Annotated in this window: 21 protein-coding genes; 8 read left to right on the forward strand and 13 right to left on the reverse strand. The window is 71.6% G+C overall.

Features of this window, described 5'->3' with window-relative positions:
• Window positions 1–2: 2 nt before the first annotated feature.
• From FB559_RS41855 to FB559_RS41870, 4 genes are all read right to left on the reverse strand, one after another.
• A complete protein-coding gene (locus FB559_RS41855) occupies window positions 3–1,010 on the reverse strand; it encodes an aldo/keto reductase (RefSeq protein ID WP_141963531.1) in 1,008 nt (335 codons plus the stop codon).
• A gap of 523 nt (window positions 1,011–1,533) precedes the next feature.
• Entirely contained in the window at window positions 1,534–2,490 is a 957-nt protein-coding gene (ligD, locus tag FB559_RS41860; RefSeq protein WP_221640727.1) for a non-homologous end-joining DNA ligase, read from the reverse strand.
• A 45-nt stretch (window positions 2,491–2,535) separates the two neighbouring features.
• Window positions 2,536–3,750: an MFS transporter gene (locus tag FB559_RS41865; protein ID WP_141963533.1), complete on the reverse strand. Its 1,215-nt coding sequence runs from the start codon at window positions 3,748–3,750 to the stop codon at window positions 2,536–2,538.
• Window positions 3,750–4,343: a winged helix-turn-helix domain-containing protein gene (locus FB559_RS41870; protein WP_141963535.1), complete on the reverse strand. Its 594-nt coding sequence runs from the start codon at window positions 4,341–4,343 to the stop codon at window positions 3,750–3,752. The genes FB559_RS41865 and FB559_RS41870 overlap by 1 nt, the downstream gene beginning before the upstream one ends.
• Before the next feature lie 222 nt (window positions 4,344–4,565).
• On the opposite strand from FB559_RS41870, the gene FB559_RS41875 reads away from it, so the two are divergent.
• Window positions 4,566–5,369: a putative protein N(5)-glutamine methyltransferase gene (locus FB559_RS41875; protein WP_425455136.1), complete on the forward strand. Its 804-nt coding sequence runs from the start codon at window positions 4,566–4,568 to the stop codon at window positions 5,367–5,369.
• Between the two features lie 42 nt (window positions 5,370–5,411).
• Here FB559_RS41875 and FB559_RS41880 read toward each other — a convergent pair whose 3' ends face one another.
• Both FB559_RS41880 and FB559_RS41885 read right to left on the reverse strand, forming a co-directional pair.
• Window positions 5,412–5,963 (reverse strand): dihydrofolate reductase family protein, encoded by a 552-nt coding sequence (locus FB559_RS41880; RefSeq protein WP_141963539.1) that lies wholly within the window; start codon window positions 5,961–5,963, stop codon window positions 5,412–5,414.
• A gap of 24 nt (window positions 5,964–5,987) precedes the next feature.
• The gene (locus FB559_RS41885) at window positions 5,988–7,325 is read right to left on the reverse strand and encodes an FAD-binding oxidoreductase (protein ID WP_141963541.1); all 1,338 of its coding nucleotides are present in this window, start codon (window positions 7,323–7,325) and stop codon (window positions 5,988–5,990) included.
• A 47-nt stretch (window positions 7,326–7,372) separates the two neighbouring features.
• Here FB559_RS41885 and pdxR point away from each other — a divergent pair, with 47 nt between their 5' ends.
• On the forward strand, window positions 7,373–8,788 hold the full coding sequence (gene pdxR / locus FB559_RS41890; RefSeq protein WP_141963543.1) for a MocR-like pyridoxine biosynthesis transcription factor PdxR: 1,416 nt from the start codon (window positions 7,373–7,375) through the stop codon (window positions 8,786–8,788).
• Between the two features lie 6 nt (window positions 8,789–8,794).
• On the opposite strand, the gene FB559_RS41895 is transcribed toward pdxR, so the two are convergent.
• Together FB559_RS41895 and FB559_RS46985 are read right to left on the reverse strand one after the other, a co-directional pair.
• Window positions 8,795–9,172, reverse strand: a complete 378-nt coding sequence (locus FB559_RS41895) for a VOC family protein (protein ID WP_141963545.1) — start codon at window positions 9,170–9,172, stop codon at window positions 8,795–8,797.
• A gap of 10 nt (window positions 9,173–9,182) precedes the next feature.
• Window positions 9,183–9,461, reverse strand: a complete 279-nt coding sequence (locus tag FB559_RS46985) for a nuclear transport factor 2 family protein (protein WP_141964134.1) — start codon at window positions 9,459–9,461, stop codon at window positions 9,183–9,185.
• Window positions 9,462–9,515: 54 nt separating this feature from the next.
• Here FB559_RS46985 and FB559_RS41905 point away from each other — a divergent pair, with 54 nt between their 5' ends.
• The 3 genes from FB559_RS41905 to FB559_RS41915 all read left to right on the forward strand — a co-directional run bounded on the left by FB559_RS41905 (window position 9,516) and on the right by FB559_RS41915 (window position 12,677).
• On the forward strand, window positions 9,516–9,977 hold the full coding sequence (locus tag FB559_RS41905) for a MarR family winged helix-turn-helix transcriptional regulator (protein WP_141963547.1): 462 nt from the start codon (window positions 9,516–9,518) through the stop codon (window positions 9,975–9,977).
• A gap of 445 nt (window positions 9,978–10,422) precedes the next feature.
• Window positions 10,423–11,265, forward strand: a complete 843-nt coding sequence (locus FB559_RS41910) for a hypothetical protein (protein WP_141963549.1) — start codon at window positions 10,423–10,425, stop codon at window positions 11,263–11,265.
• 146 nt (window positions 11,266–11,411) lie between these two features.
• The gene (locus FB559_RS41915) at window positions 11,412–12,677 is read left to right on the forward strand and encodes a PP2C family protein-serine/threonine phosphatase (RefSeq protein ID WP_141963551.1); all 1,266 of its coding nucleotides are present in this window, start codon (window positions 11,412–11,414) and stop codon (window positions 12,675–12,677) included.
• Window positions 12,678–12,699: 22 nt separating this feature from the next.
• Here FB559_RS41915 and FB559_RS41920 read toward each other — a convergent pair whose 3' ends face one another.
• Window positions 12,700–14,745, reverse strand: a complete 2,046-nt coding sequence (locus FB559_RS41920; RefSeq protein ID WP_141963553.1) for a phosphocholine-specific phospholipase C — start codon at window positions 14,743–14,745, stop codon at window positions 12,700–12,702.
• Between the two features lie 140 nt (window positions 14,746–14,885).
• Here FB559_RS41920 and FB559_RS41925 point away from each other — a divergent pair, with 140 nt between their 5' ends.
• Entirely contained in the window at window positions 14,886–15,926 is a 1,041-nt protein-coding gene (locus tag FB559_RS41925) for a class I mannose-6-phosphate isomerase (protein WP_221640728.1), read from the forward strand.
• On the opposite strand, the gene FB559_RS41930 is transcribed toward FB559_RS41925, so the two are convergent.
• Window positions 15,905–17,413 carry an FAD-dependent oxidoreductase gene (locus tag FB559_RS41930; RefSeq protein ID WP_141963557.1) on the reverse strand — a complete coding sequence of 503 codons (1,509 nt, stop codon included), beginning with the start codon at window positions 17,411–17,413 and terminating at the stop codon, window positions 15,905–15,907. The two genes, FB559_RS41925 and FB559_RS41930, sit on opposite strands and share 22 nt — an antisense overlap.
• Before the next feature lie 85 nt (window positions 17,414–17,498).
• Between FB559_RS41930 and FB559_RS41935 the strand changes: the two genes are divergently transcribed.
• Window positions 17,499–18,131, forward strand: a complete 633-nt coding sequence (locus tag FB559_RS41935) for a TetR/AcrR family transcriptional regulator (RefSeq protein WP_141963559.1) — start codon at window positions 17,499–17,501, stop codon at window positions 18,129–18,131.
• Between the two features lie 47 nt (window positions 18,132–18,178).
• On the opposite strand, the gene FB559_RS41940 is transcribed toward FB559_RS41935, so the two are convergent.
• Window positions 18,179–19,744, reverse strand: coding sequence for an ArnT family glycosyltransferase (locus tag FB559_RS41940; RefSeq protein WP_141963561.1), 1,566 nt, complete (start codon window positions 19,742–19,744; stop codon window positions 18,179–18,181).
• A complete protein-coding gene (locus FB559_RS41945) occupies window positions 19,744–22,404 on the reverse strand; it encodes a methyltransferase domain-containing protein (protein ID WP_141963562.1) in 2,661 nt (886 codons plus the stop codon). The genes FB559_RS41940 and FB559_RS41945 overlap by 1 nt, the downstream gene beginning before the upstream one ends.
• A gap of 196 nt (window positions 22,405–22,600) precedes the next feature.
• On the opposite strand from FB559_RS41945, the gene FB559_RS41950 reads away from it, so the two are divergent.
• Window positions 22,601–23,485: a phosphotransferase family protein gene (locus tag FB559_RS41950; RefSeq protein WP_141963564.1), complete on the forward strand. Its 885-nt coding sequence runs from the start codon at window positions 22,601–22,603 to the stop codon at window positions 23,483–23,485.
• A gap of 9 nt (window positions 23,486–23,494) precedes the next feature.
• Here FB559_RS41950 and FB559_RS41955 read toward each other — a convergent pair whose 3' ends face one another.
• Complete coding sequence (locus tag FB559_RS41955) at window positions 23,495–24,175, reverse strand: dienelactone hydrolase family protein (RefSeq protein ID WP_141963566.1); 681 nt, start codon at window positions 24,173–24,175, stop codon at window positions 23,495–23,497.
• Between the last annotated feature and the right edge of the window lie 56 nt (window positions 24,176–24,231).

Here is a 24,231-nt window from a genome sequence, read left to right on the forward strand (position 1 = left end):
TGCTACCAGGCGAAGGCCTCCGGCGAGGGCCCCGGGCCCGGGAAGATCTCATCCAGGGAGGTCAGGAACTCCTCCGGCAGGTCCAGCCCGAGCGCGCGTACCGCCGAGTCGAGCTGCGCCCGCGTGCGCGGACCCACGATCGGACCGGTCACGCCGGGCCGGCTGAGCAGCCAGGCGAGGCCCACGTCGCCGGCCTCCATGCCGTACTTCTCACAGAGGTCCTCATACACCTGGATCCGCGCCCGCTGCTCCGGGTCGGCGAGCGCCGCCGCCGCGCGTCCACCCTTCGAACGCCCGCGGTCGCCGTCCCGCTCCTTGCGGATCACCCCGCCGAGCAGCCCGCCGTGCAGCGGCGACCACGGGATCACCCCGAGGCCGTACGCCTCCGCCGCCGGGATGACCTCCATCTCCGCGCGGCGCTCCATCAGGTTGTACAGGCACTGCTCGCTGACCAGCCCGAGGGAGGAACGCCGCGCCGCCGCCTCGTTGGCCGCGGCGATGTGCCAGCCCGCGAAGTTGGAGGAGCCGACGTAGAGGACCTTGCCCTGCTGGACCAGGACGTCCATCGCCTGCCAGATCTCGTCCCAGGGGGTCGCCCGGTCGACGTGGTGGAACTGGTAGACGTCGATGTAGTCGGTGCCGAGCCGCTTCAGCGAGGCCTCGACGGACCGGCGGATGTTGACCGCGGACAGCTTGTGGTGGTTGGGCCAGACGTCGCCGTCGCCCGAGGCCATGTTGGCGTTGACCTTCGTCGCCAGCACGGTCTTGTCGCGGCGGCCACCGCCCTGGGCGAACCAGGTACCGATGATCTCCTCGGTACGGCCCTTGTAACTGTGCTCCGCGCCGAAGCCGTAGGCGTTGGCGGTGTCGAAGAAGTTGATCCCCACGTCGTGCGCGGCGTCCATGATCGCGTGGCTGTCGGGTTCGTCGGTCTGCGGACCGAAGTTCATGGTGCCGAGCACCAGACGGCTCACGCTGAGCCCCGTACGTCCTAGCTGCACATAGTCCATGGATCGAGCTAACCAGTTGAAGTGCGCTCAAAGTCAAACCGGCGCCCCGCCTGGCGGGGCGCCTGAGTTGGCGAGTCCACGGACTGACGCGGCTGGACGAACCGGCCGAACTCACCAGGTAAGCCGGCCGGAGGCCGATCCTTTGCGCGATGCGCAGGACGCAAGGATCGGCCCCCGGTGTTCTTGGCGGTCGCGACGTGTCACCAGGCGTGAGCGGTGCAGACCTCGCCCTGGTTCGGGATCGCCAGACACGCTGCCCACGGTCCCCCGAAGTCGCCGACGGTGACGGTGTTGTAGTCACCGCTCGCGGGGAGGGTGCGCAGACCGGTGATGGTGTCGGCGCCGCTCCGGAGGAAGAGCTGGGCGACGCGCCTCCCGCGCCACCCTCCGGCGCCGACAGCGGCGCCCCCGGGGCGAACCGAGGTCGACGCGTTCGCCCGTCGACCCGATGTAAGCAACGGGCGGCTTCAGACCTGCTTCGGCTCCGCTTCATCGACCGGTCCACCGTGGTGAGAAACGGAGATCATGATTCGCGTTCGACCTGCTCGGGCAGCTTGTCGGGGCGAAGGCCGCGCCAGCTCGGGTGGCGCAGATGACCGTCCTCGGTCCACTCGGCGAACGCGACCTCACCGACGGTCTCCGGTTCGACCCAGCGCGCGCTGCGTGCGACCACCGTGGGGACGGTCGTGTCGAACGGGTCGCCGTCGCGCTCCAGCGGCGCGAGCCGTTCGGCCAGGTCGCGCAGGACCGCCTGGGTGAAGCCGGTGCCCACGTTGCCGACGTAACGCAGGCCGTGCTCGTCGTACACGCCGAGGACCAGAGAGCCGATCATGTCCGCCCGGCGGCCCTCGCCAGGCGTCCAGCCGGCCACGATGACCTCCTGGTGACGGACGTTCTTGACCTTGATCCACGGTCCGCGCCTGCCGGGCAGGTAATGGGAGGTCAGCGGCTTGCCGACGACGCCCTCGAGACCCTGGTCGATGCTGGCGGCCCGTACGGCCTCGCCGCAGCCCCGCCACCACGGCGGCGTGAACGCGGGGCCGGTGTCCAGGCCCAGACCGGCGAGCGCCTCGCGCCGCGCCGGGTACGGCTCCGGCAGGAACGACCGGCCGTCCAGGTGCAGCAGGTCGAACACGTAGTAGCGGACCGGCACCGAGGAGATCAGCCGCGCGGAGGGGCGCTGCACGTGCATACGGGACTGCAGCAACCCGAAGTCGGGGCGGCCCTCCCGCAGGGCGACGATCTCGCCGTCGAGGATCACCGGCGCGTCCACCATGCCGCCGAGCGCGGCGAGCTCGGGGTACGAGCCGGCCATGTCCTTGTCATTGCGCGAAATCAGCGCGACGCCGCCGTCCTCCACGTACGCGACGGCGCGCACGCCGTCCCACTTCAGCTCCCAGCCGTAGGCGTCGTCATCGGCCGGCAGGGCGTGGCGCAGCACGGCCATCATGGGCCTGACCAGCCGCGGTAGCTCACTCATCGAAAGTCCCCCCGACGGTGACCTACCCAGTGAGGCCGGCACGGGTCAGGCCGGCGCCTCCTCCGGGCGGACGGCGGGAGACGGGGCGCTCAGCCGCCGGCCGGTCCACAGGTACGCCGCGCCGCCGAGCATGCCGGCCGCCACGGCCATGAGCAGGATGCGGTAGTCCACCACCGAGACCAGCAGGGCGCCGGTCGCGATCGAGACCGTCTGCGGCCCGCTGACGAGCGTCTCCGCCGTCATCGAGACCTGGGCGACCAGCGGGGCAGGCGTGCGCCGCTGCAGCGCGGTGGTGAATCCGACGACGATGACGGCCAGGCCCACGCCCGCGACGGCCTTGCCGGCCAGGACCGCCGCCAGCCGGGGGAGGACGCACAGGGCATCGCCCAGCCCGAACGCCGCCAGCCCGATCGCGGTGGCGGCGTTCTCACCCCGGCCACCGATCAGCCGGGCGGCCAGCAGGCCGCCGGCGACGCATCCCACGCCCTGCGCCGAGGCGAGCACGCCGAGGAACGCCGGCGGACGGTGCAGGCCGTGGTCGAGGACGGAGAAGAAGACCGACTCGTTGAACCCCACGACGAGGAACGCGACGGCGCCCGCGATCATCATGCGGCGCAGGGCCGCGTCCCCGCGAATGTGGGTCAGGCCCGCGGTGAGCTGCCGGCGCCAGGGCTGCCGGACGTTCACCGGCGTCTCTTCGCGGAGCCGCATCCGCGCGATGGCCAGGGCCGCGGCGAGGAACGTCACCGCGTCGACCAGGGCGACGGCCGCGCCGCCGGCGGCCGCGAACAGCGCCGCGCCCGCGAGCGGGCCGCCGAGGCGCAGCCCCTCCCTGACCGTCTGGATCGCGCCGTTGGCCGTGGCCAGCAGCCCGTCCGCGAGCAGCTCCTTCAGCAGGCCGTTCAGCGCGGCCGCGTTGGCCACCGACGACACCCCGTTGAGCGTGGCGACCGCGTAGACGATCCACACGTCCCCAGCCGTACGGACCGCGAACAGCGGAAGCATCATCAGCACCGAGCAGAGGTTGACGACCACGAGGAACGGGCGGCGCCGGAATCGGTCCACCAGCCGGCCGCCCAGCGGCGACACCACGTACGGCACCACGATGAACAGCGAGACGAACCCGGCGGCGCCGCTGGAGCCGGTCAGGTGCTTGACCCAGATGGCGTACACCAGCACCATCAGCGCGTCGCCCGCCATGCTCGCGGCCAGGCCGGCGAAGAGCAGCCGGAAGTCCGGCAGCCGCAGCACGGCGCGCATCACGAGTCCTGGTCAGGGTCCGCGGGCAGGGGAGCGGCGGGCACCGCCGAGGTGAAGATCCGGATCCGGCGGGAGCCGGGCGGCCGGGTGGCGGGGTCCCTGAGCCGCTCGCGTCCGCGCAGGGCGAGCTCGGTGAGCGTCGCGTTGAGCTCGGCGAGCTCCTCGGCGGTGAGCCAGGCGACGCTCTGCGCGAAGCTCGCCGCGTCCTGCCATTCGGGCGGGTCGGTGCGCCGCCACGCCTGCCAGTCCCGCAGACCGGCGAACTCCTGTTCGTAGATCATCGCGCTGAGCCGGTCGCCGGCGGCGGCCAGCTCGCCGGACTCGTCGGCCTCGCCCCACGAGAGCGCGTGCGACGCGGGCCGCCACGGGCGGTTGCGGCCGGTCCCGTCGCCGGTCTCCTCCACGAAGCCGTACTTGGCGAGCTGGCGCAGGTGCCAGGAGCAGTTCGCCGGACTCTCACCGACCATCTCGGCCAGCTCCGTCGCGGTCGCGGTGCCGCGCTCGTACAGCGCCTGCCGGAGCCGCATGCGTAGGGGATGCGCGAGTACGCGGAGCTCCTGCGGGTCCCTCAGCTTCCTGCCGGGTTCGTCCATATGGCGACGGTAGCAATGAAAAGGCTCTTTCGAAAGAGCCTTTCGATACCGTACGAGGACAGGCCGCGCCGGGGGAGTGACTCGGGTAGGGTTGCGGTCTCCGGCGACGTCGAGGAGGTGGGACCCATTACCGGCAGATCAGGCTGGGTGCTCTCATCTCGCGGTCGCGCGGTCCGTCCCCTCTAGGGACCTGGGAGCGCCCATCGGTTTCCGAAAGGCGCTTTGATGTCTTCTCCCGCTCTCCCCGAATCTGCCGTCATCACGCGGCTTCGCGCCGCAGGCTGTGTCTTCGCCGAGGACGAGGCGCGGCTGCTCATCTCCGCGGCACGCACCACCGGCGACCTCGCCGCCATGGTGGAGCGCCGGGCCGCCGGGCTGCCGCTCGAGCACGTTCTCGGCTGGGCGGAGTTCTGTGGTCTGCGCGTCGCCGTGGACCCCGGGGTCTTCGTGCCCCGCCGCCGTACCGAGTTCCTCGTCCACCAGGCCACCGCCCTCGCCGGGACCGCCCAGCGGAGGACCGTCGTGGTCGACCTGTGCTGCGGCTCCGGCGCGGTCGGCGTCGCGCTCGCCGCCGCTCTGGACCCGGTCGAGCTGCACGCCGCCGACGTCGATCCGGTCGCGGTGCGGTGTGCCCGCCGCAACGTCTCCGCCGCCGGCGGCCAGGTGTACGAGGGCGATCTGTACGAGCCGCTGCCCGCGGCGCTGCGCGGCCGGGTCGACGTCCTCGCGGCCAACGTGCCCTACGTGCCGACCGAGGAGGTCGGGCTGCTGCCGGCCGAGGCGCGCGTGCACGAGGCGAGGGTGGCGCTCGACGGCGGCGCCGACGGGCTCGACGTGCTGCGCCGGGTGGCGGCCGGGGCCTCCGGGTGGCTGGCGCCCGGAGGGCACCTGCTGATCGAGACCAGCGAACGTCAGGCGCCGCACGCCGTACGTGCGTTCGCGGGCAGCGGGCTGACGGCCCGGCTGTCCGCCTCGGAGGAGCTGTACGCCACCGTCGTCATCGGCACCCGGCCGCCGGGGGAGTGACGAGGAACGGCCCGTGCTGCCGGGGCACGGGCCGCGTCCGGCTCAACGGGCGTTCGCACGGTAGGACAGGATGACGATCCCGGACTTCAGGGGCCGGGTCTCCGTCAGCTCGAACCCCGCCGCCGGGCCCGGGCGGAACAGCAGGTCCTCCGGACCGCCGCCACCGACGAAGAACGGGTGCACCCACAGCCGGAGCTCGTCCAGCAGACCGTGCTCCAGCATCGTGTACGAGAGCCGCCCGAAGCCGTACTGGACGATGTCCTTGCCCGGCTGCTCCTTGAGCCGCGCGATCTCGGCGACCGGGTCCCCCTTGATGACGGTCGTGCCGTTCCACGACGAGTCGCCCAGCGTGGACGAGACGACGTACTTGGCCATGCCGTTGATGTGGTCGCTGTACGGGTCGCCGGACCGGGTCGGCCACACGGGGGCGAAGCCGTCGTACGTGCGCCGCCCCATCAGCAGGGCGTCGCAGGAGAGCAGCAGCTCGGTCTGGATGGTGCCGGCGTCGTCCTCGACGCCCAGCGACGGCCAGTCCTGGGGGTTCTCGATGACGCCGTCGAGCGAGATGTAGGTGGAGTTGATGATCTTGCGCATGTCGTCTCCTCGACGCCGGCGGGGCTAGCGCGCCGGGCGGATGTTGTGGTTCAGGTGGAAAACGTTGTGCGGGTCGTAGGCGGTCTTGAGGGTGGTCAGCCGGGCGAGCTTGTCCGGTGAGTACGCGCGGCGGACGCCCTCGGCGCCGTCGTCGCTGAGCGCGTTGACGTACACGCCGCTGGCGAAGGGGGCGAGCGCCGCCGCGCAGCGCCGGGCGGAGGCCTTCCGCGCCGCGTCCTCGGCGGGGTCGGTCCAGCCGGTGCCGCAGCCGAACTCGAACACCGTGCCCCGGTGGCTGAACGCCGTCTCGTCGTCGGGCACGTCGGAGATCGCCCCGCCGTACGCCTGCAGCCCGGCGTTCGGCAGGCCCTCGCCCGAGCCCGTGCTCCCGCGCAGCAGGAACGCCTCGATCGCCTCGTCGGGGAGCCGCCGCAGGTAGTGGCCCTTGGAGTACCGTCGCAGCGCGTGCCGGCCGGTGGTGTCGTCCTGGCGCTGGAGCTCGACGTAGGAGGGCTCGTGTACGCGTGTCGCCACCGTGCGCCCGAGGCCGCGCATCGCCGGGAGCAGCTTCCGCGCCTCCGCCGGGTCGCCGACCCACACGAACCCGAGGACGACCTGGCCGTCGCCGCCGAGCGAGGCCGTGAACGTCGCCTGCCGCGGCGCCTCGGCGTTCAGGTCCCGCCAGTGACGGAACGCCGGCAGTGCCCGGTCGAGCGGGAAGGTGTACTCGGCGACGAGCGCACGCGTTCCGACGGGGTGCAGCCGGAACTCGAACTCGGTGACGATGCCGAAGTTGCCGCCTCCGCCGCGCAGCCCCCAGAAAAGGTCCGGGTTCTCGGTAGGGCTGGCGTGGACCACGTCGCCGTCTGCGGTGACCATGGTGAACGAGGCGACGTTGTCGCAGGCCAAGCCGTACTGCCGGGCGAGCCAGCCCATGCCGCCACCCAGGGTGAGGCCGCCGACTCCGGTGTGGGAGACGTTCCCCGCCGTCGTCGCCAGGCCGTACCGCTGCGCCTCACGGTCCAGCGCGCCCAGCAGCGCACCGCCCTGAACCCACGCCCGGCGCCGCACCGGATCGACCCGCACACCCCCCATCGGCCTCAGATCGACCATCAGACCGTCGTCCGGGACGGCCAGCCCGAGCGCGCTGTGGCCGCCGCAGCGTACGCCGAGCTCCAGATCCAGCTCACGCGCCGTACGCACCGCGGCCACCACGTCGCCGACGCTCGCGCAGCGGACGACCATACGGGGCCGCCGGTCCACCATCGCGTTCCAGACGGTACGTGCCTCGTCGTAGCCCGCCTCGCCCGGCAGGACCAGTCGCCCGTCGAGCCGGCCGGGATTCATCGCCGTTGTCGTCATGTTCAGAAGGCTGACAGGGATCGGTACTGGTCTTAAGATCCGATTTTGTGGCCGGGAAAAGGACCAATTCGAATCTCGCCGGTGAGCTGCTCATCGAGCTGCGCCGCGACGACGCCGTTCCGCTGCACCGTCAGATCGAGGCGTCGATCCGGGCCGGCGTCCGGTCGGGGCGGCTGCCCCTCGGCAGCTCGCTGCCGCCCACACGGGCCATCGCCGCCGATCTCGGGGTCTCGCGAGGCGTCATCGTCGAGGCGTACCAGCAGCTCGTCGCGGAGGGCTACCTGACGAGCCGCCCGGGCGGCTACACCCAGGTCGCGATCGGCCCGGAGCCGGCCGCGGAGCCCGTGCGCACGGAGCCGAAGCGGGTCCCGCGGATCGACTTCGGCTACGGCAGGGCGGACGTGTCCAGCTTCCCCCGCGCGGCGTGGCTGCGTTCGATCCGCAGGGTGCTCACCGAGGCCCCGAACGACCGGTTCGGCTATCTCAACGGCCGGGGCGTGCCGGAGCTGCACGACGCGATCGCCGACTACCTCAACCGCGTACGCGGCACGTCGGCCGACCCCGGCGACGTCGTGATCTGCAACGGATACGCCCAGGGCGTCTCGCTGCTCGTCCAGGTCCTGGTGAGGTCGGGCGCGAAGCGGCTGGCGGTCGAGGACCCCTCCGCCGACGACGACGTACGCCCGGTCGCCGTCGCGGCCGGGCTCGAGGTCGTGGGCATCCCCGTCGACCGTGACGGCGTGCGCGTCGACGCGCTGGACCGTACGGACGCGGACGCCCTGGTCCTGACCCCCTCACACCAGTGGCCGACCGGCGGCGTGCTGTCGGCCGAGTCCCGCGCCGCGGTGCTCAAGTGGGCCGGTGACCGGGGAGCGCTCGTCATCGAGGACGACTACGACGCCGAGTACCGCTATGACCGGGCGCCGATCGGTGCCATGCAGGGACTGGCGCCGGACCGGGTGGTGTACGCGGGCACGGCCAGCAAGACGCTCGCGCCCGGCCTGCGGCTGGCCTGGCTCGTGGTGCCCCGGCGGCTGGTCGGCGACGTCGTCCAGGCCAAGGTCGCCGCGGACCGCGGTTCGCCGGTGATCGACCAGCTCACGTTCGCCGACTTCCTGTCGCGCGGGGAGTTCGACCGGCACCTGCGCCGGATGCGGCCGGTGTACCGGCGGCGCCGCGACGTGCTCCTGGAGGCGCTGCGGGACCGTACACCCGGCCTCGAGCCGGCCGGCATCGCCGCCGGCCTGCACCTCGTCGCCTGGCTGCCGGACGACCTCTCCGAGACCGCGGTGGTCGAGACGGCGGCGCGCCGCGGGCTGGGCGTCTACGGGGTCGGCCCGTACCGCATGTCCGGCGGCGGTCCCGGCGGGCTGATCTTCGGGTACTCCACGCTCAGCGAGCGCACCATCACCGACGGGATCGCCATGCTGGCCGAGGTGATCGATGAGGTGCGCGCGGGCTGAGCATCGCTACCCGCCGTACGGACGGGTGATGATCTCCAGGCTGTGCCCGTCGGGATCGGACCAGTAGAGTCCGCGGCCGCCGTCATTGGTGTTGATCCGGCCCGGCCGGCGGTGGTATGGGTCGGCCCAGTACTCCAGGCCGGCCGCCCGGATCCGCTCGAAGATCTGGTCGAACTCCTCCTCCGCGACCAGGAACGCGTAGTGCTGCTCGTGGATCGGGCCCTCGTCGTCGGCGAAGTCCAGCGAGACGCCGTTGGTGGTCTCGACGACGAGGAACGGCCCGTACGGCGCCGGGCTCGGCAGGCCCAGCAGCTCCGTGAGGAACTCCGCCGAGCGCCGTTTGTCGCGTGCGTGCACGATCGTGTGGTTGAGCTGAACGGGCATCGGGTTCTCCTCAGTGATCGGTCGCGGGCCGCTGTGGCGGGGCGGCGGGGACACCGATGGGGCTCAGGTGGATCCCGGCCAGCCTCCACTCTCCGTCGTCGCGGACCGCGATGTGGGTGGCACGGAACTTCCCGTCGTTCGGCCGGCCGCGGTAGGCGGCCCGCTGGTCGTGGACGCCGATCGCGACCGCGGTCTCACCGTAGACGCGGACGGTGATCTCGCTCCAGTCCAGCTTCGAGGTGACGAGGTCACCGTCGCCGTAGCGGTCGACGGCTTCGACGTTAGGTATCTATTGATTAGATGTCAAACAATTTGACGTCGAGTCTTGTTGTAGTCTCTAGGCGTGACCAAGCCCGCCGGTCGGCCGATCGGCCTGACCCTCGCCCGCACCGCGAAGGTCGTCGGTCGCGCCTTCGAAGACACTCTGGCCGCCGCCGGCGGCTCGACGCCGATCTGGCTCATCCTGATCTCGCTGAAGAAACAGCCGACCAGCAACCAGCGCGAGCTCGCCGCGGCGGTGGGCATCCAGGGCGCGACGCTGACCCACCACCTCAACGCGATGGAGGCCGACGGCCTGATCACCCGCCGGCGCGATCCCGCCAACCGCCGCGTCCACCAGGTACGGCTGACCGAACAGGGCGAGACCCTCTTCCACCGGCTGGCCACCGCCGCCCGCACACACGACCAGCGCCTGCGGACCGGCTTCGGCGAGGACGAACTCGCGACGCTGGAGCGGCTGCTGGGCCGGATGCGCACCAACGTGGCCGACGACGACACCCTCCCCGAGGGCCCGCTGGAGCACTGAGCCTGTCCGTTGCGACCTGCGTGGCCCGGCCTGCCGAGATGTAACCGTGACCGAGGCCCGGTATCCGTCACGGCCTCTGAAACGTCTTCCTTACGGCGTCCGTGCACCTCGCCGATCCGGCCGGTCGCGCCGGTGGCCGGGCGGCCACGGGGGAGGGAGATGAGACGTGGGTCTCGGCGTGAGCATCAAGTTGGCACCGGGGGTGCGGGTACGTGCCTCCTCGCGTGGTGTCCGGGCGAGTCTGGGACCCAAGATCGCGCGAGTACACGCAGGTGCCGGCCGTGCGACCCTTTCCAGCGGTATCGGCCCGTTCACCTCCTCGACGTCGCCGGGCGGACGCGGACGGCCCGCCTCGGGCGGAAGAGGGCCGAGCGTTCCGCGGACCTCTCTGGCGGCGCTGGAACGTCAGGCTCGACAGGCCCGGCGCGAGGCGGAGATCGCCGCTGTGGCACGAACGGAGCAGGCTCTGGTCTCACTGCACCATGAGGAGTTCCGTCCGGCCCGGCACCTCGTGCTGCCACTGCCGCCGCAGGTCGATCCGGGCCTCATCGAGCAGGCGATGCTCGCCCGGCGTCTCGCCGGAGTGAGTCCTCTTCAGCGAGCTCGCCGCCGCGAGATCAAGGAGTGGGCGGCCGGGGCCGCGAAATCGGAGGCGGCGCGGCAGGATCAGGTACACCGCACCGGGCGCGACCAGGAGCAGGCGAAGATCGACGGCTTCTGGAACGCGCTGACCGCCCACGAGCCCAATGCGGTGATCGCCCAGCTGGAGCTGGCGTTCGAGGACAACCGGTCACCGGCCGCGTGCATGGACGTGGGCCAGGATCCGGTCCGGTATGCCACGGCGCTGGTGATGTACGGGCCGCCGCAGATGATCCCGGACCAGCGGCCGGATGTGACTCCGGGCGGGCTGCCGACGCTGCGGAGGCGAAGCAGGACCGACCGCGATGCCCTGTACATCGCCGCGCTGGGCTCCACCGTCCTCGCGACGGTCAAGGAGGGCCTCGCCGTGGCTCCGAGCGTCGAGGAGATGCGCGTCCTCGTGGTCTCGAAGAACCCCCAGGCACTCACTCCGGAGACCTACCTGAGCGCGATCTACGCCGCACGTTTCCGGCGCGAGACGCTCCGGCGCTGGCACTGGCCACTGGTCGACCCGGTCGAGGCACTGCTGACCGCACCCGACGCCATGCTGCGCCGCAAGGGGGCGACCCGGGAGGTCATGCCACTCGACCTCTCGGACGATCCGGACCTGTCCGCCCTCATGGAGCGCCTGCGGTCCGATCTGGGCTAGGCCGAGGCACGCCGGCTCGGTCCTCCAGACCGAGCCGCGGTCGGCCGGAAGCCCTGACAGCGCCTCGGCTGCAGGGCCGAGGGCGGCATTCATGCAGGTCGCCCCGGCTGCACGTCCTAGAATGTCGGCATAGGGGGCGCTTGGAAATGACCAACCCATCGGGGCGGAGCATCGACTACGCCGCACTCTTCGCCGCCACTCCCAGCCCGTGCCTGGTACTCACACCCGACATGATCATCACGGATGTCAACCAGGCGTACCTGGAGGTGACCGGCCGCAAGCGGGACGAGCTGATCGACCGGCATGTCGTCGAGGCGTTCCCCCTCAACCCGTCCGATCCCGAGGCCGACGGGCTGCGCAACCTGCAGGCGTCGGTGGAGCGGGCGATCGCGACCGGTGAGCGGGACGTCATGGCTCCGCAGAAGTACGACATCCCGGTGGCGGGCCGGCCGGGCGCGTTCGAGGAGCGCTACTGGAGCCCGATCAACACCCCGGTTCCCGGCCCGGACGGCCGGCCGATGCTCCTCATCCACCGGGTCGAGGACGTGACCGCGATCATCCGCGGGGGACTGCGGGCCAGGACGAGGGGCGCGGAGCAGCTCGACCACCCGTACGAGCGCCGCCAGGAGATGGAGGCGGAGCTCTACGCGCGCGCCAAGGAGCTGCAGATCCTCAACGAACGGCTGAGACAGGCACACGCACGCGAGCGTGAGGTCGCCGTCACCCTCCAGCAGTCGATGCTGCCGCCGGTCCACGAAGAGCGGCACCCAGAGGTGGCCGTGCGCTACCTGCCCGCGGCCGGCTCCCTGAACGTCTGCGGCGACTGGTACGAACTGGTCGACCTGGCCGATGACCGTCTCGCCGTGGCCGTCGGCGACGTCGTCGGGCACGGGCTGTGCGCCGCCGGCGTCATGGGGCAGCTGCGCAGCGCGCTCAGCGCCGCGATCCGGGCCGTCGAGGGGCCCGCACGCGCCCTGGAGCTCCTCGGCGTGTACGCGTGCTCCATCGAGGGCGCGCTGGCCACCACGGCGATCCAGACCGTGATCGACAAGGGGTCGCAGACCATCACCTACAGCTCCGCGGGCCACCTTCCGCCGGTCCTCCTGCAGCCCGGCAACCTGGTCGTCATGCTCGACCAGGCCACCGACCCGCCGCTCGGGATCGACCTGAGCCACACGGATCGGCCCCAGGCCCGCGTCACGTACACCCCCGGGGCCACCCTCGTGCTGTACACCGACGGCCTCGTCGAACGCCGCGGCGAGGACATCGACGCCGGGCTGGCGCGGCTCACCGAGAGCCTCGCCCGGCATGGGGCGCTCGATCCCGGGCCGCTCGCCGACCTGCTGCTGTCCGACCTCGGCGTCTCCGGCGGCACCACGGACGACACCGCCCTGGTCGTCATCAGACTCTGACGACCTGGGCGGGTGCGTCCACCTAGCGCGCGGCGATCGCGGGGTCGCTCGTGCTGGGCCGGCCGGTCTCGACGTGGCCGGCCAGCCGGCGCAGGAACGCGTCGTCCTGGTCCGAGGTCACCGACAGGTCGTACCAGCCGTGGCTGCCGTCCGGGCGCACGCTGTGCGTGGCGCTCGCGCCGGGCCGGAGCCGGTACGTGGCCGGGTGCCCGCCCTCGTAGGCGTCCTTGACCGTGAGCCGGACGGCAGTGGTGCCCCCGTTGGTGAGGACGAGCTTGACCTGTTCGGCGTTCCCGTCATGGCGCGCGGTCACCTCGGGCCCGACCTTGCCGGCCCTGCCCTCGAACCGCCGCAGGAACCCGTTCGCGCCGTGCACGGTGAACTCGTACGTGCCCGACGGCGCCGCCAGCGTGTCGGACAGCTGACGCCCCGCCTCGACGGTGTAGCTCCACGGGCCGTCCGCGAGCGTCCGTGAGGTCACGTGGAAGGAGGCGCCGGCCTGACCGTGGCTGGCGAAGCCGATCCGCAGCCCGGCGGGGGTGACCCGTCCGTCCGCGGACAGGTCGTAGGGCAGCGGGCGGGCCGGGCGCGTGCCCTTCTCCTGCCTGGGCAGCGCGCCCTCGGCGGGGGGCTTGGGCACGTAGTCGTCGTGCCGGTCGCGGTCCGGCGGGGTGTAGCCGCTGGTGTCGGGCAGCGACGGCATACGCGTGGCGGTACGCCCGAAGTCGAACGCCGTGGTCAGGTCGCCGCAGACCGCCCTGCGCCAGGGGGAGATGTTCGGCTCGTGCACGCCGAAGCGCCGCTCCATGAACCGGATGATCGAGGTGTGGTCGAACACCTGGGAGTTGACCCAGCCGCCCTTGCTCCACGGTGACACGACGAACATCGGGACCCGCTGGCCCAGGCCGTACGGCCCGGCGACGTTGCCGCCGGAGGCGGGCGGGGTGTAGATCTCACCGGTGATGTCGACGGTCGAGCGGCTCTGCGTGGACGCGTACGGCGGCACGACGTGGTCGAAGAAGCCGTCGTTCTCGTCGTAGCAGATGAACAGCGCGGTCCTGCTCCACACGTCCGGGTCGGCGGTCAGCGCGTCGAGGATCTGGGAGACGTACCAGGCGCCGTAGTTGGCCGGCCAGTTCGGGTGCTCGGTGAAGGCCTCCGGCGCGGCGATCCAGGAGACCTCGGGGAGCTTCCCGCCGACCACGTCGGCCTTGAGGATGTCGAAGAACCCCTGCCCGCCCTTGGCGTTCGTGCCCGTACGCGCCTTGTCGTACAGCGGGTCGCCGGGCTTGGCGTTCCGGTACTGGTCGAAGTACAGCAGCGAGTTGTCCCCGTAGTTGCCGATGTAGGCGTCGTTGGTCCAGCCCCACGAGCCCGCCGAGTCCAGGCCGTCGCCCACGTCCTGATAGATCTTCCACGAGACCCCGGCCTTCTCCAGGCGCTCGGGGTACGTCGTCCAGGAGTAGCCGAGCTCGTCGTTGCCCAGGACCGGGCCGCCGCCCTTGCCGTCATTGCCCGTGTAGCCGGTCCACATGTAGTAGCGGTTCGGGTCCGTAGAGCTGAGCAGCGAGCAGTGGTAGGCGTCGCAGATCGTGAACGCGTCGGCCAGCGCGTAGTGGAACGGGATGTCCTTGCGCGTGAAGTAGGCCATCGTCGTGGCGGTCTTGGCCGGGATCCACTGGTCGTATCGACCCTGGTCGAAGGCCTGGTGGCCGCCGTTCCAGGCGTGGTCGAGGTCCTGGAGGAACGCCAGGCCGAGGTCGTCGACCTCGGGCCGGAACGGCAGGACGTCCTTCGTGCCGTCGGACTGGCTCCAGACCGGCTTGCCGCTGGGCAGGGTCACCGGGTGCGGGTCGCCGAAGCCGCGTACGCCGCGCAGCGTGCCGAAGTAGTGGTCGAACGAGCGGTTCTCCTGCATCAGGACGACGACGTGCTCGACGTCACGTACGGTGCCGCTGCGGCGGTTCGCGGGGATCTCCGCGGCGCGGGCGATGCTGGTGGACAGCGCCGAGGCGGCGGCGGTGCCGCCGGCCAGTTGCATGAATCTTCGCCGGTTGATGCCGGTCATGACAGCCTGCCTCGTGTTGGGCCGGTCGGGGGGGTACGACAGTGGTCTCAGATCACCCACAACGACTCAGGGCAGGCAAGGAAACGCGCGGGGAAGCCTCGGCCAACCTTGATCACGAAGGCGGTAGGAGGATGGGACGCGTGCAACCTGTCGCGCTTTCCGCCAACATGCCGCGTTCGTTCTACCAAGGCGCGGGCCGCATCGACCGGCTCCGCGGCACCCCTGTGGCCACCGACCCGTACCATCCCGAGGACTGGATCGGATCGGTGACGGCCCGCAGCGGTGCGGCGCCCAGCGGCCTGACCACGCTTCCCGACGGGCGGCTGCTCGCCGCGGCCATCGCCGGGGAGCCGGAGCGCTGGCTGGGTCCCGAGCACGTCGCCGCGTACGGCGCCGACCCCGCGATCCTGGTCAAGCTCCTCGACGCCGGCGAGCGGCTGCCCCTCCACGTCCACCCGAACCGCGACTTCGCACGCACGCACCTGTCCTCGCCGTACGGCAAGACCGAGGCGTGGGTGATCGTCGAGGCGGCGCCGGACGCGGGCATCCACCTGGGGTTCGCCCGTGACGTCGAGGCGGAGGAGCTGGCCGGCTGGGTCCGCGGCCAGCGGGTCGAGGAGATGCTGGCCGCGGCGAACCGGATCCCGGTGCGTCCGGGGGACGCCATCGTGTGCCCGGCGGGCGTCCCGCACGCGATCGGCCGGGACATCCTGCTGGTCGAGCTCCAGGAACCGACCGACTACTCGGTGCTCCTCGAGTGGGAGGGGTACGACATCGAGGCCGAGTCCGGACATCTCGGCCTCGGCTTCGACCAGGCACTGCGGTGCGTCGACCGTACGTCCTGGAGCTCCGGCCGCCTCGACGACCTGCGCCGGGCGCGCCGGTCGGGCCGTGACGTACGGCCGGGAGCGGACCGGCTGTTCGCCGAGGTCGCGGACGCCTTCTTCGCCGCCGAACGCCTCCATCCCGACCCGGTGAGCGTGCTGGACCCGGCGTTCTCGGTCGTCGTCGTCATCGACGGGACCGGAACACTGGAGGCCGAGCACGGCGACCCGGTCGAGGTCCGCGCCGGCGACACGCTCCTCGTCCCGTACGCCTCGGGCGAGTGCACCCTGCGCGGCGGCACGACGGCGATCCGCTGCCGCCCGCCCCGGCCGGCTCAGCCGATCGCGGCGAGATAGTCCGCTACCGCCGAGACGTCACCGGCATCGGAGATCAGCGCGACATGGCCGTCGGGGCGGATCAGCACGAGGGTGTGGCCGGCCGCGCCGTAGGCGCGGACGAGATGGCCTTCGGTGTCGGCGATGTCGCCGGGGCGGGCCGGTCGTCCGACGACGTGGAGAGTCCTGAGGCCGGGCGGTGAGGCTTCGGCGGCGGCCCCGAAGTTCACCAACGTGAAGCGCCCGCCGCCCGTCAGGTCGAACAGCCGGCGTTCGCCTTCCAGCGTCGTCAGCCCGGTCGCGTCGGGGGCGCGGTCACCGGCGCGGAGCAGGGCGGTCTCGTCGCGGTCGTCGCGCGCCAGGGCAGAGCCGCGGTAACTCACGCCGAGCTGCGTCGTGCTCGCGTCGCGGCGGGTGGGGATGCCCTTCTGCTCGATCGCCTGCTCGAGGCGTGCGTTCGAGAGCGCCAGCACGCCGGCCGCGACCGGTCGCCGCTCGGCCTCGTAGCTGTCGAGCAGCGCCGGCGAGGCGCCCTTCGCGACCGCCGCGAGCTTCCAGCCGAGGTTGTGCGCGTCCTGGATGCCGGTGTTCATGCCCTGGCCGCCGGCGGGCGAGTGGATGTGCGCGGCGTCGCCGGCGAGGAACACGCGACCCGCGCGGTAGCGGTCGGCGAGGCGGATGTTGGCGCGCCACAGCGAGGACCACTCCGGCTCGTGGAGGCGGATGCCGGTGCGGCCGCTGCGCCGATCGAGGATCGCCTGCATGTTCGCGAGGCCGAGCTCGGGGTCCTGCCCCGGCGCGATGCCGGCCTGGTACTGGAAGGCGCTGGTCGAGGGGAGCGGGCAGAGGGCGACGAGGCCCTCCTCATGCCGCCACATGTGCCAGGCGTCGCGATCGAGGCCGTCGACCTCGACATCGGCGACGATCATCCGTACCGCCTCGCGGGTCTCGCCCTCGAAGACGATGCCGGCCTGCCTGCGGACGATGCTGTGGCCGCCGTCGCAGCCGGCCAGCCAGCGCGCGGTGACCGTCTCGGCCTCGCCACCCTTGACGACCACGGCCGAGACGCCCTCGTCCGACTGCTCGAAGCCGCCGAGTGATGTGCCGAACTCGACCGCGCCGCCGAGCTCCGCGAGCCGCAGCCTCAGCGCTTCCTCGATCCGCCATTCGGGCGTGATCAGGCTCGCCGGATAAGGGATGCCGGGGCGATCCCTCGGCGTCTCGGCGCCGCCCAGCGTCACCTGGCCGTCGGGAGCGGTCGAACGGATCGGCATCGCCATCCGGCCGCACGCGATCACGCGGTCGACGATGCCGAGATCGCCGAACACCTCCAGGGTGCGCGGCTGGACACCCTTGCCGCGGGAGCCGGGCCGCGGGCCGGGAGCGGCCTCGATCAGGCGGAACGAGACGCCGCCGCGGGCGAGCTGGCAGGCCAGCATGAGACCGGTCGGGCCGGCGCCGACGATCAGCACCTGCGGCGACGGCCTCGTCCTCGTCGTCTTGGTCATCTCATCTCCAGCCTAAGAAAGGAATAACTTTCTAAGCAGCGTAGAAGCGGTTGCCAAGAAAGGAAAGCCTTTCTATTGTGGAGCGATGGTCACCGAGGCTTCCGAACCCGTCCGCCGTCGCCGGCACGGCGAGGAGCTCAAGGCCGCGCTGCTCGCCGCCGGATGGGACGAGCTGGTCGAGGTCGGATACGCCCACCTGACGATGGAGTCGGTCGCCGTACGCGCTCGCACCAGCGAGGCGGTGCTCTACCGCCGCTGGGCCAACAAGGACCGGCTCGTGCTCGCCGCGATCGAGCACCATCGGAATGCCAACCCGGTCGCGGTCCCCGACACCGGCGCCCTGCGCGGCGACCTGATCGCCCAGCTGACGGCTTTGAGCGAAGCCCTCGCCGGCTTCTTCGCCATCGCCGCGGCCGCCGCCTTCTCGGGGCTGCTGGCCGACACCGGCCTCACCCCCTCCCAGGCCCGCGACAAGGTCATGGACGCCGAGCGGCTCCCGCGGGTCCGGCTCATCTACCAGCGAGCCCACGACCGCGGCGAGATCGACCTCGAGCGCATCCCCTCAGCCGTGCTCGCCATGCCATTCGACCTGGTGCGGCATGACCTGCTCATGGACCTCGAGCCACTGAGGCCCGCACGCGTCCGGTCGATCGTCGACGAGCTCTTCCTGCCCCTCGTGCGGAACCATCAGGGCCCGGCCACCACCTCCGCGACCTAAGGCCATGGGGAGACCGCGAACATGTAGCGGCCCTCACGCCGCGGTCCTCAGGCGACCTGCCAGACGTGCAGGAGGTGGTCGTGGCTCGTCAGGACCGGGCGCCACGTCGGCGGGACGGTGGGCAGGACGGCGCGCGCGGTGTCGCCGCAGCGCGGGCAGGCGTTGCTGCCGATGCTGTAGGCCACCACGTAGTCGCCGACCGGTGGCTGGCGCGCGCCCCGCATCGGGCGCATGTGGCCGTGCCAGATCCGGTGGCCCGTCGGGGTGACGAAGTAGATCGGCAGGATGCGGAACAGCTTCGTGTCCACCCAGACCGTCTGTGCGTCCGAACGCGACAGCCACGAGCGGAACTCCGGCAGCGCGTCCGACCGGACCCGGTCCGACCCCGCCCAGCCCGGCATGCCGGGCCGGCCGATGACGGCGAGCGCGGTGGTGGCGACCGCGACGCACGACACGACCGCGGAGGCCACGACGGCCCGCCGCCGGTCCGGCAGCCGCAGCGCGCGTGCCGCCGGCCACAGCGCGGCCACGCCGCCGAGCACGAACGCGGGGAACAGCGGATACCAGTAGCGCAGCAGCTGCAGCCGCAGTTTCGGGTGGGCGGGGTCGAGCACGCCGCCCTCCAGCGTGAGCGGCACCCAGAGCAGCATGACCCACAGCGCGAACGCGCCGACGCGCCGTTCGGAGACAGTGGCCGTGCCGCGCACCCGCCGGACCACCACGAAGACGCCGGCGGCGAGCGTCAGCGCGAGCAGCAGGAGCAGGCCCGGTCCCTCGGGGAGCCGGGCGAGCTGCTGGGGCAGCCGCCACAGGTACACCCAGAGCGGCAGGTCGTGGAAGGTCGCCGCGACCGCCGGGCGCGAGGGCAGGTCGCCGAGCCCGGACCCGGCGTGCAGCCGCGCCAGCGGATCGCCGTACAGACGGGCGTTGAGCGCCGTCTCGCCGATCCCGGTGAGCGCGACCGGCACGAACCCCCAGAGCCACTCCCACCGGCCGACACGCCGCCACAGCAGCACGGGGACCAGCGGCCAGACGAACACGATGAACTCGCGCGTGAGGTAGCTCCAGCCCATCAGCACGCCCACGACGACGAGCCAGAGCCGCCGCCAGGGCAGCAGCCCCTCCCGTACCGCGATCGTCAGCGCGACGGCCGCCGTGAACAGCCCGGTGGCCGGCAGGTCCGGCAGCAGTTCGGTGCCGCCGACCACGATGATCCCGACGCAGCCGAGCACGGCCGCCGACAGCGCGCCGACGAGGCGGCCGAACCACAGCACCCCGATCGCGTACACCGAGGCGAACAGCAGCAGCGCCGCCGCCACCGGAAACACGTGGTAGGTCACCTCGGAGTACCCGAAGACCTTCATCGCCGCGGAGGTCGGCCCGGTCAGGCCGATGCGCAGGTACTGATGGTCGAAGATCGGGTCCTTCGGCGCCGACGGGAAGGACCGCGCGGCGTCCATGTAGCGGCTGTGGTCGACCGGCTGCGGCACCGACAGGTCGAACAGCAGCAGCACGCCGTACAGCAGTGTCAGCACGACCCCGAGCAGGACCGCGGGCCGCCAGGCGGGAGACGGGCTCCGCGTGGTGGCCTTCTCCGAGACGGTGTCCAGCATCAGAACAGCACGTGCTCCCCGGCCGGACCGTGGAACGCGACCCGCCCGTGCCGCATCAGCTCCGCGTCGCTCACCTTCCAGGTGTGGGCCTCACGGTCCCCGCGGACGGACACGAAGTTGAACCGGTCGCCGGAGTAGATCCCGATGTCGTCGCGCTGCGCACGCCGCAGCAGGTCGCTGTCGATCGCCCGCGGCAGGTCGGCGAAGCGCAGCTTCCGCAGCACGTCGCCGTCGGCCAGGATCGTGCCGCCCTGGATCAGCTCGGCCTCGGTGTGCTCCAGGTGCGGGAAGCGCAGCAGCGTGACGCCGTGCGTGCGCATCTCGCAGTAGTGCGCGCCCTTCCCGACCAGGCCCGCGGTCGTGTAGTCGAAGGCGTACGCCAGGTCGCTCAGGTAGTGAGCCCCGTAGAGATTGTCGTCGTCCATCTTGGCCAGGTACGCGCCGTCGGCGGCGTCGATGCCGAGGTTCAGGATGGCCCCGAGCGTGAGCGAGGAGTCCGCGGTGAGCACGACGACGTCGTCCAGCCCCGCCGCGCGCGCCTGCGCCTCCACGCCGTCCGCCGGGATGCCGTGCAGGACCAGCACGAGCTGCAGCGGCCGGTGGTCCTGCGCCGCCACCTGCTCGATCGCGTGGCCGATCTGCTCGGGCCGGTTGGTCGGCAGGATCACCGAGATCGAGCGTTCGCGCCGGGGCGCCGACAGGCCGGCCGCCGCCAGCACGGAGTCGGCCCGGTGGCCGTACAGGTGCTTGGAGAACACCTCACGCATGGCCAGGTGCCCGGTACGGTCGCGCAGGTCGGCGTCCTTCATCAGGTCCACGAGCGCCTCGGTGGTCTCCTGCGGCGCGGACGACAGCCGTACGAGGTCGCCGAAGACCCGGTCCAGGGCGCGTGAGTACCCGGAGACGACCGGGGTGCCGCACGCGGACAGCTCGAAGACACGGCGGGCGCACATCGTCGGGGACTCGGTCACCGAGTTGACGTTCAAGAAGATCTTGTACGCCTTGTACGCCGCGAGCATCCGCTCGTAGGGCAGCGAGCCGACGATGAAGTCGGTGTACTCCGCCGGGAACGCGAAATCCGGGTCGTCGGAGATGCGGCTGTAGATGTGCAGGTCGAACTCCCGTGCCGGGCCGAGGATCGTCTGCATCTGCGCGGCGCGCTCGGGGTACTTCTTCGCGTGGTAGGTCCCGGCGAACGCCACCTCGTGCTTGCGCCCGCCCGGCACCGCCACCGGGTTGTGGATCCGCGGCTGGGCCCCGAACGGCAGCAGGGCGACCCGGTCGTGGCCGACCGCCTCGACGTAGCGCGGAATGCAGTCCGAGTCCACGGTGAACACCTGGTCGAACAGCTTCGCCGTCTCGATGAAGCGGTCGAAGTTCGGCGGGTCCTCCTTGTTCCAGAAGACCGTGGGGATGCCCTGCTCCTTGCACCAGGCGACCAGGTCGCGCACGGGCTGCTTGGGCGCGCCGGCCGCGCTCATCATGGTCGCCCAGCGGCCCTTGTTGCCGTGCCAGGCCGACTCGACGAACAGCATCGCGGGACGCTCGCGTTCGAGCACCTCACGCCAGTCCTCCGGGCCGAAGGTGATCTGCTGCCACTCGTAGCGGAAGGCGTCCGTGGAGAACACGTCCATGATGACCGCGACCTTGATGTCGCGCGCCACCGGGCCGTCAGGGACGGCGACCTCGGGGATCGGCACCGCGGTGTAGTGGCCGGACAGGTCGGGGGAGCCGGCCGTGGTCTCGGGCTTCGGCTCCTCCAGGCGCGGCGCGGTCTTCAGCGCGGTGGCGACGGTCTTCGGCAGCTTCAGCGCCTCCGCCGGGTGCTTGGCGCTCCACAGCGCCTCGCCGAGCCGCCACCACTTGCGGCTCTTGGCCGACTTCAGCTGCCAGGTGACGTACTCGGTACGGTAGGACTGGTGCGCGAGGCGGGACTCGAGGTTCTTCATCCGCGCGTTGACCTGCTCATACCGCGCGATCGCGACGTCGTAACGCCGCATCTTCTCCTTCTCGTCCTGCATGGAGTTCTGGATCGCGACCAGCGCTCGCTCCATCAGCGGCTGCTTCTCGATGATCAGCCGGTCCGGGTCGGCCATCGCCCCCGGCCGCGAGCACGCCCGCAGGTACTTGTCGACGATGTCGAGGCTCTCGACGGTGAAGTAGGGCGCGAGCAGCCGTACGAGGGAGTCCACGTAGAAGGTGGCGTAGTGGTCGTGGTGGCGGCTGAGGCCGAACGGGGTCGTGAGCACGAGCAGCCCGGACGGGCGCAGGACCCTGGCCGCCTCCGCCAGGAGCGGCGACGAATCCGGCGAATGCTCGACGATCTCGCCCATGAGAACGGTGTCGAATGAGGCGTCCGGAAAGTCCAGCGCGGTTCCGTCGGCAAGGCGGAAGTCGAGCCGTTCCCGAACGTCCTCGGGCTCGTTGTCCCGCTCGCCGCGCGCGTATTCGACACGGTCCGCCTGAATGTCCACACCGATGACGTTCAGGCCACGCCGCGCACACAGAATCGAGGCGATTCCCTGCGAGCAACCGATGTCGAGGACATCTCCGGTGGCCTGCCCTACCAGCCAGTGGATACGATCACGAGCGACCTGCTGCGTGCTCTCAGCCCAGATCTCGCCCTTGTAGACCTCGGAGATGCGATCGGAATTAGCCAATTGGTCCTCTTGTCGTCGGATGCGGCGCAGAGACGCTAGCCGTGTTCGGCGAACGGATGGTGTCCAGCAGGAGGCGCCGGAGTATCCACGGAGAAGAAGGTGTTCACATGGGCGTCAGTGAGAGAGTGCCGGTCACGGTCCTCGTTCTGGTGGCCGCGCCTGATTCCCCCGAGCCGCTCGCCGCCGAGATCCGGTAGTGGCATCTCCGCATCCGCCGGAGACGGTGCTCGGCTGGGTACGTGACGTGGTCGCCGGCCGGATCTCCTCGATCCGGTCGATGGGCAGCGGCTCCACGACCCTGCACGCGATCGACGCGGGCGACCCGCCGAGGCGCCTGGTCGTACGCCGGTTCCACAACGCCGACCGGCTGCGTACCGACCCGTGGTACATCCCGGCCAACGAGGCCGCCGTGCTGGAGCTCCTCGACGACACCGAGGTGCCCGCCCCGCGCCTGCTCGCCGCCGATCCGTACGCCCGGATCTGCGACGTCCCGGCCCTGCTGACCACACGCGTGCCGGGCCGCCCCGCCACCCGGCCGTGGGACATGGACGCCTTCCTCACCACGATGGCCCAGGCGCTCGCGCGCGTCCACGAGGTGCCGCTGGACACCGCCCTGCCGCCGTACGCGCCGTACTACGACCTGTCGGTGAACGGCGAGCGGCGCCCACCGGAGTGGTCGGGCAGCCCGGAGCTGTGGGAGCGGGTCTTCGAGACGCTGGCGGAGACCGCGCCGGAGACTCCGGCGGGCTTCATCCACCGCGACTTCCATCCGGGCCAGACCGTGTGGTCCGGCGACCGGCTGACCGGCATCGTCGACTGGACCACCGGCAGCCACGGCCCGTACGGCATCGACCTGGCCCGGATGCGCATCAACCTGGCCTTCGAATACGACGTCGACGTCGCGACGCGCTTCCAGGCGATCTACCGGGAGGTCGTCGGCCGGGACATGCGGCACCCGTACTGGGATCTCACCGACGCCGCGGACGCCGTACTGGACATGCCGGCCCCGAGTACGCAGGCGGTGGCCGACCGGTACGGCCGCTTCGAGCACTGGATCGCCATCGCCATGTCGGAGTTCTGAGCTCGCCGTTCAGTGGCCCAGGTCGGCGTGGTGGGCCACGGGGCGCAGGTGGAGGAGGAACCAGTCCCTGGCCAGCCGGGCCGCCTGCTCCAGCGTGCCGGGCTCTTCGAACAGATGCGACGCGCCGGGAACGATCTCCAGGCGTGCCTCGCCGGGTAGCCGGGTCAGCGCCTCGCGGTTGAGGTCGATGACCACGGGGTCGTCCCCGCCGACCAGCAGCAGCGTGGGCTGGAAGACGTCGGACAGGTGCTCGCCGGCGAGATCCGGCCGGCCGCCTCGTGACACGACCGCCTGGACCGTGCCGGGGCGTTCGGCGGCGGCCACGAGCGCCGCCGCGGCGCCGGTGCTGGCGCCGAACACTCCGACGCCGAGTCCCTCGGTGTGGGAGTACATCCTCACCCAGTCGGTCAGCGCCGCGACACGCGCGGCGAGCAGGCCGATCGAGAATCTCAGCTCGGCGGTCCAGGCGTCGCGCTGTTCCTCGGCCGGGGTGAGCAGGTCCGTGAGGACGGTGGCCAGGCCCGCGACCCGCAGCTCGCTCGCGACGCGGCGGTTGCGCGGGCTGTGGCGGCCGCTGCCGCTGCCGTGCGCGAACAGCACCACGCCCCGCGCCTGGTCCGGCACGACCACGTCGGCCTCCAGGACGACGCCCGCGACCGGGATGTGCAGGCTCTTCTCTACGACGTTCATGACCCACCTCCGAACCGGCCGTGCCGTCGGTATGGCCCGTCTTCGACGCTACGCCC

Source organism: Actinoallomurus bryophytorum, from assembly GCF_006716425.1.
GTDB lineage: Bacteria > Actinomycetota > Actinomycetes > Streptosporangiales > Streptosporangiaceae > Actinoallomurus > Actinoallomurus bryophytorum.

What these genes read in the sequence shown, in the direction of transcription:
- FB559_RS41870 (WP_141963535.1), bottom strand. Translation starts at nt 4,343, where the DNA reads ATGGACGAACCCGGCAGGAAGCTGAGGGACCCGCAGGAGCTCCGCGTA.
- FB559_RS41880 (WP_141963539.1), bottom strand. Translation starts at nt 5,963, where the DNA reads ATGCGCAAGATCATCAACTCCACCTACATCTCGCTCGACGGCGTCATC.
- FB559_RS41895 (WP_141963545.1), bottom strand. Translation starts at nt 9,172, where the DNA reads ATGCCCGTTCAGCTCAACCACACGATCGTGCACGCACGCGACAAACGG.
- FB559_RS41940 (WP_141963561.1), bottom strand. Translation starts at nt 19,744, where the DNA reads ATGCTGGACACCGTCTCGGAGAAGGCCACCACGCGGAGCCCGTCTCCC.
- FB559_RS41920 (WP_141963553.1), bottom strand. Translation starts at nt 14,745, where the DNA reads ATGACCGGCATCAACCGGCGAAGATTCATGCAACTGGCCGGCGGCACC.
- FB559_RS41955 (WP_141963566.1), bottom strand. Translation starts at nt 24,175, where the DNA reads ATGAACGTCGTAGAGAAGAGCCTGCACATCCCGGTCGCGGGCGTCGTC.
- FB559_RS41915 (WP_141963551.1), top strand. Translation starts at nt 11,412, where the DNA reads ATGACCAACCCATCGGGGCGGAGCATCGACTACGCCGCACTCTTCGCC.
- FB559_RS41865 (WP_141963533.1), bottom strand. Translation starts at nt 3,750, where the DNA reads ATGCGCGCCGTGCTGCGGCTGCCGGACTTCCGGCTGCTCTTCGCCGGC.
- FB559_RS41935 (WP_141963559.1), top strand. Translation starts at nt 17,499, where the DNA reads ATGGTCACCGAGGCTTCCGAACCCGTCCGCCGTCGCCGGCACGGCGAG.
- FB559_RS41885 (WP_141963541.1), bottom strand. Translation starts at nt 7,325, where the DNA reads ATGACGACAACGGCGATGAATCCCGGCCGGCTCGACGGGCGACTGGTC.
- FB559_RS41855 (WP_141963531.1), bottom strand. Translation starts at nt 1,010, where the DNA reads ATGGACTATGTGCAGCTAGGACGTACGGGGCTCAGCGTGAGCCGTCTG.
- ligD (WP_221640727.1), bottom strand. Translation starts at nt 2,490, where the DNA reads ATGAGTGAGCTACCGCGGCTGGTCAGGCCCATGATGGCCGTGCTGCGC.
- FB559_RS41930 (WP_141963557.1), bottom strand. Translation starts at nt 17,413, where the DNA reads ATGACCAAGACGACGAGGACGAGGCCGTCGCCGCAGGTGCTGATCGTC.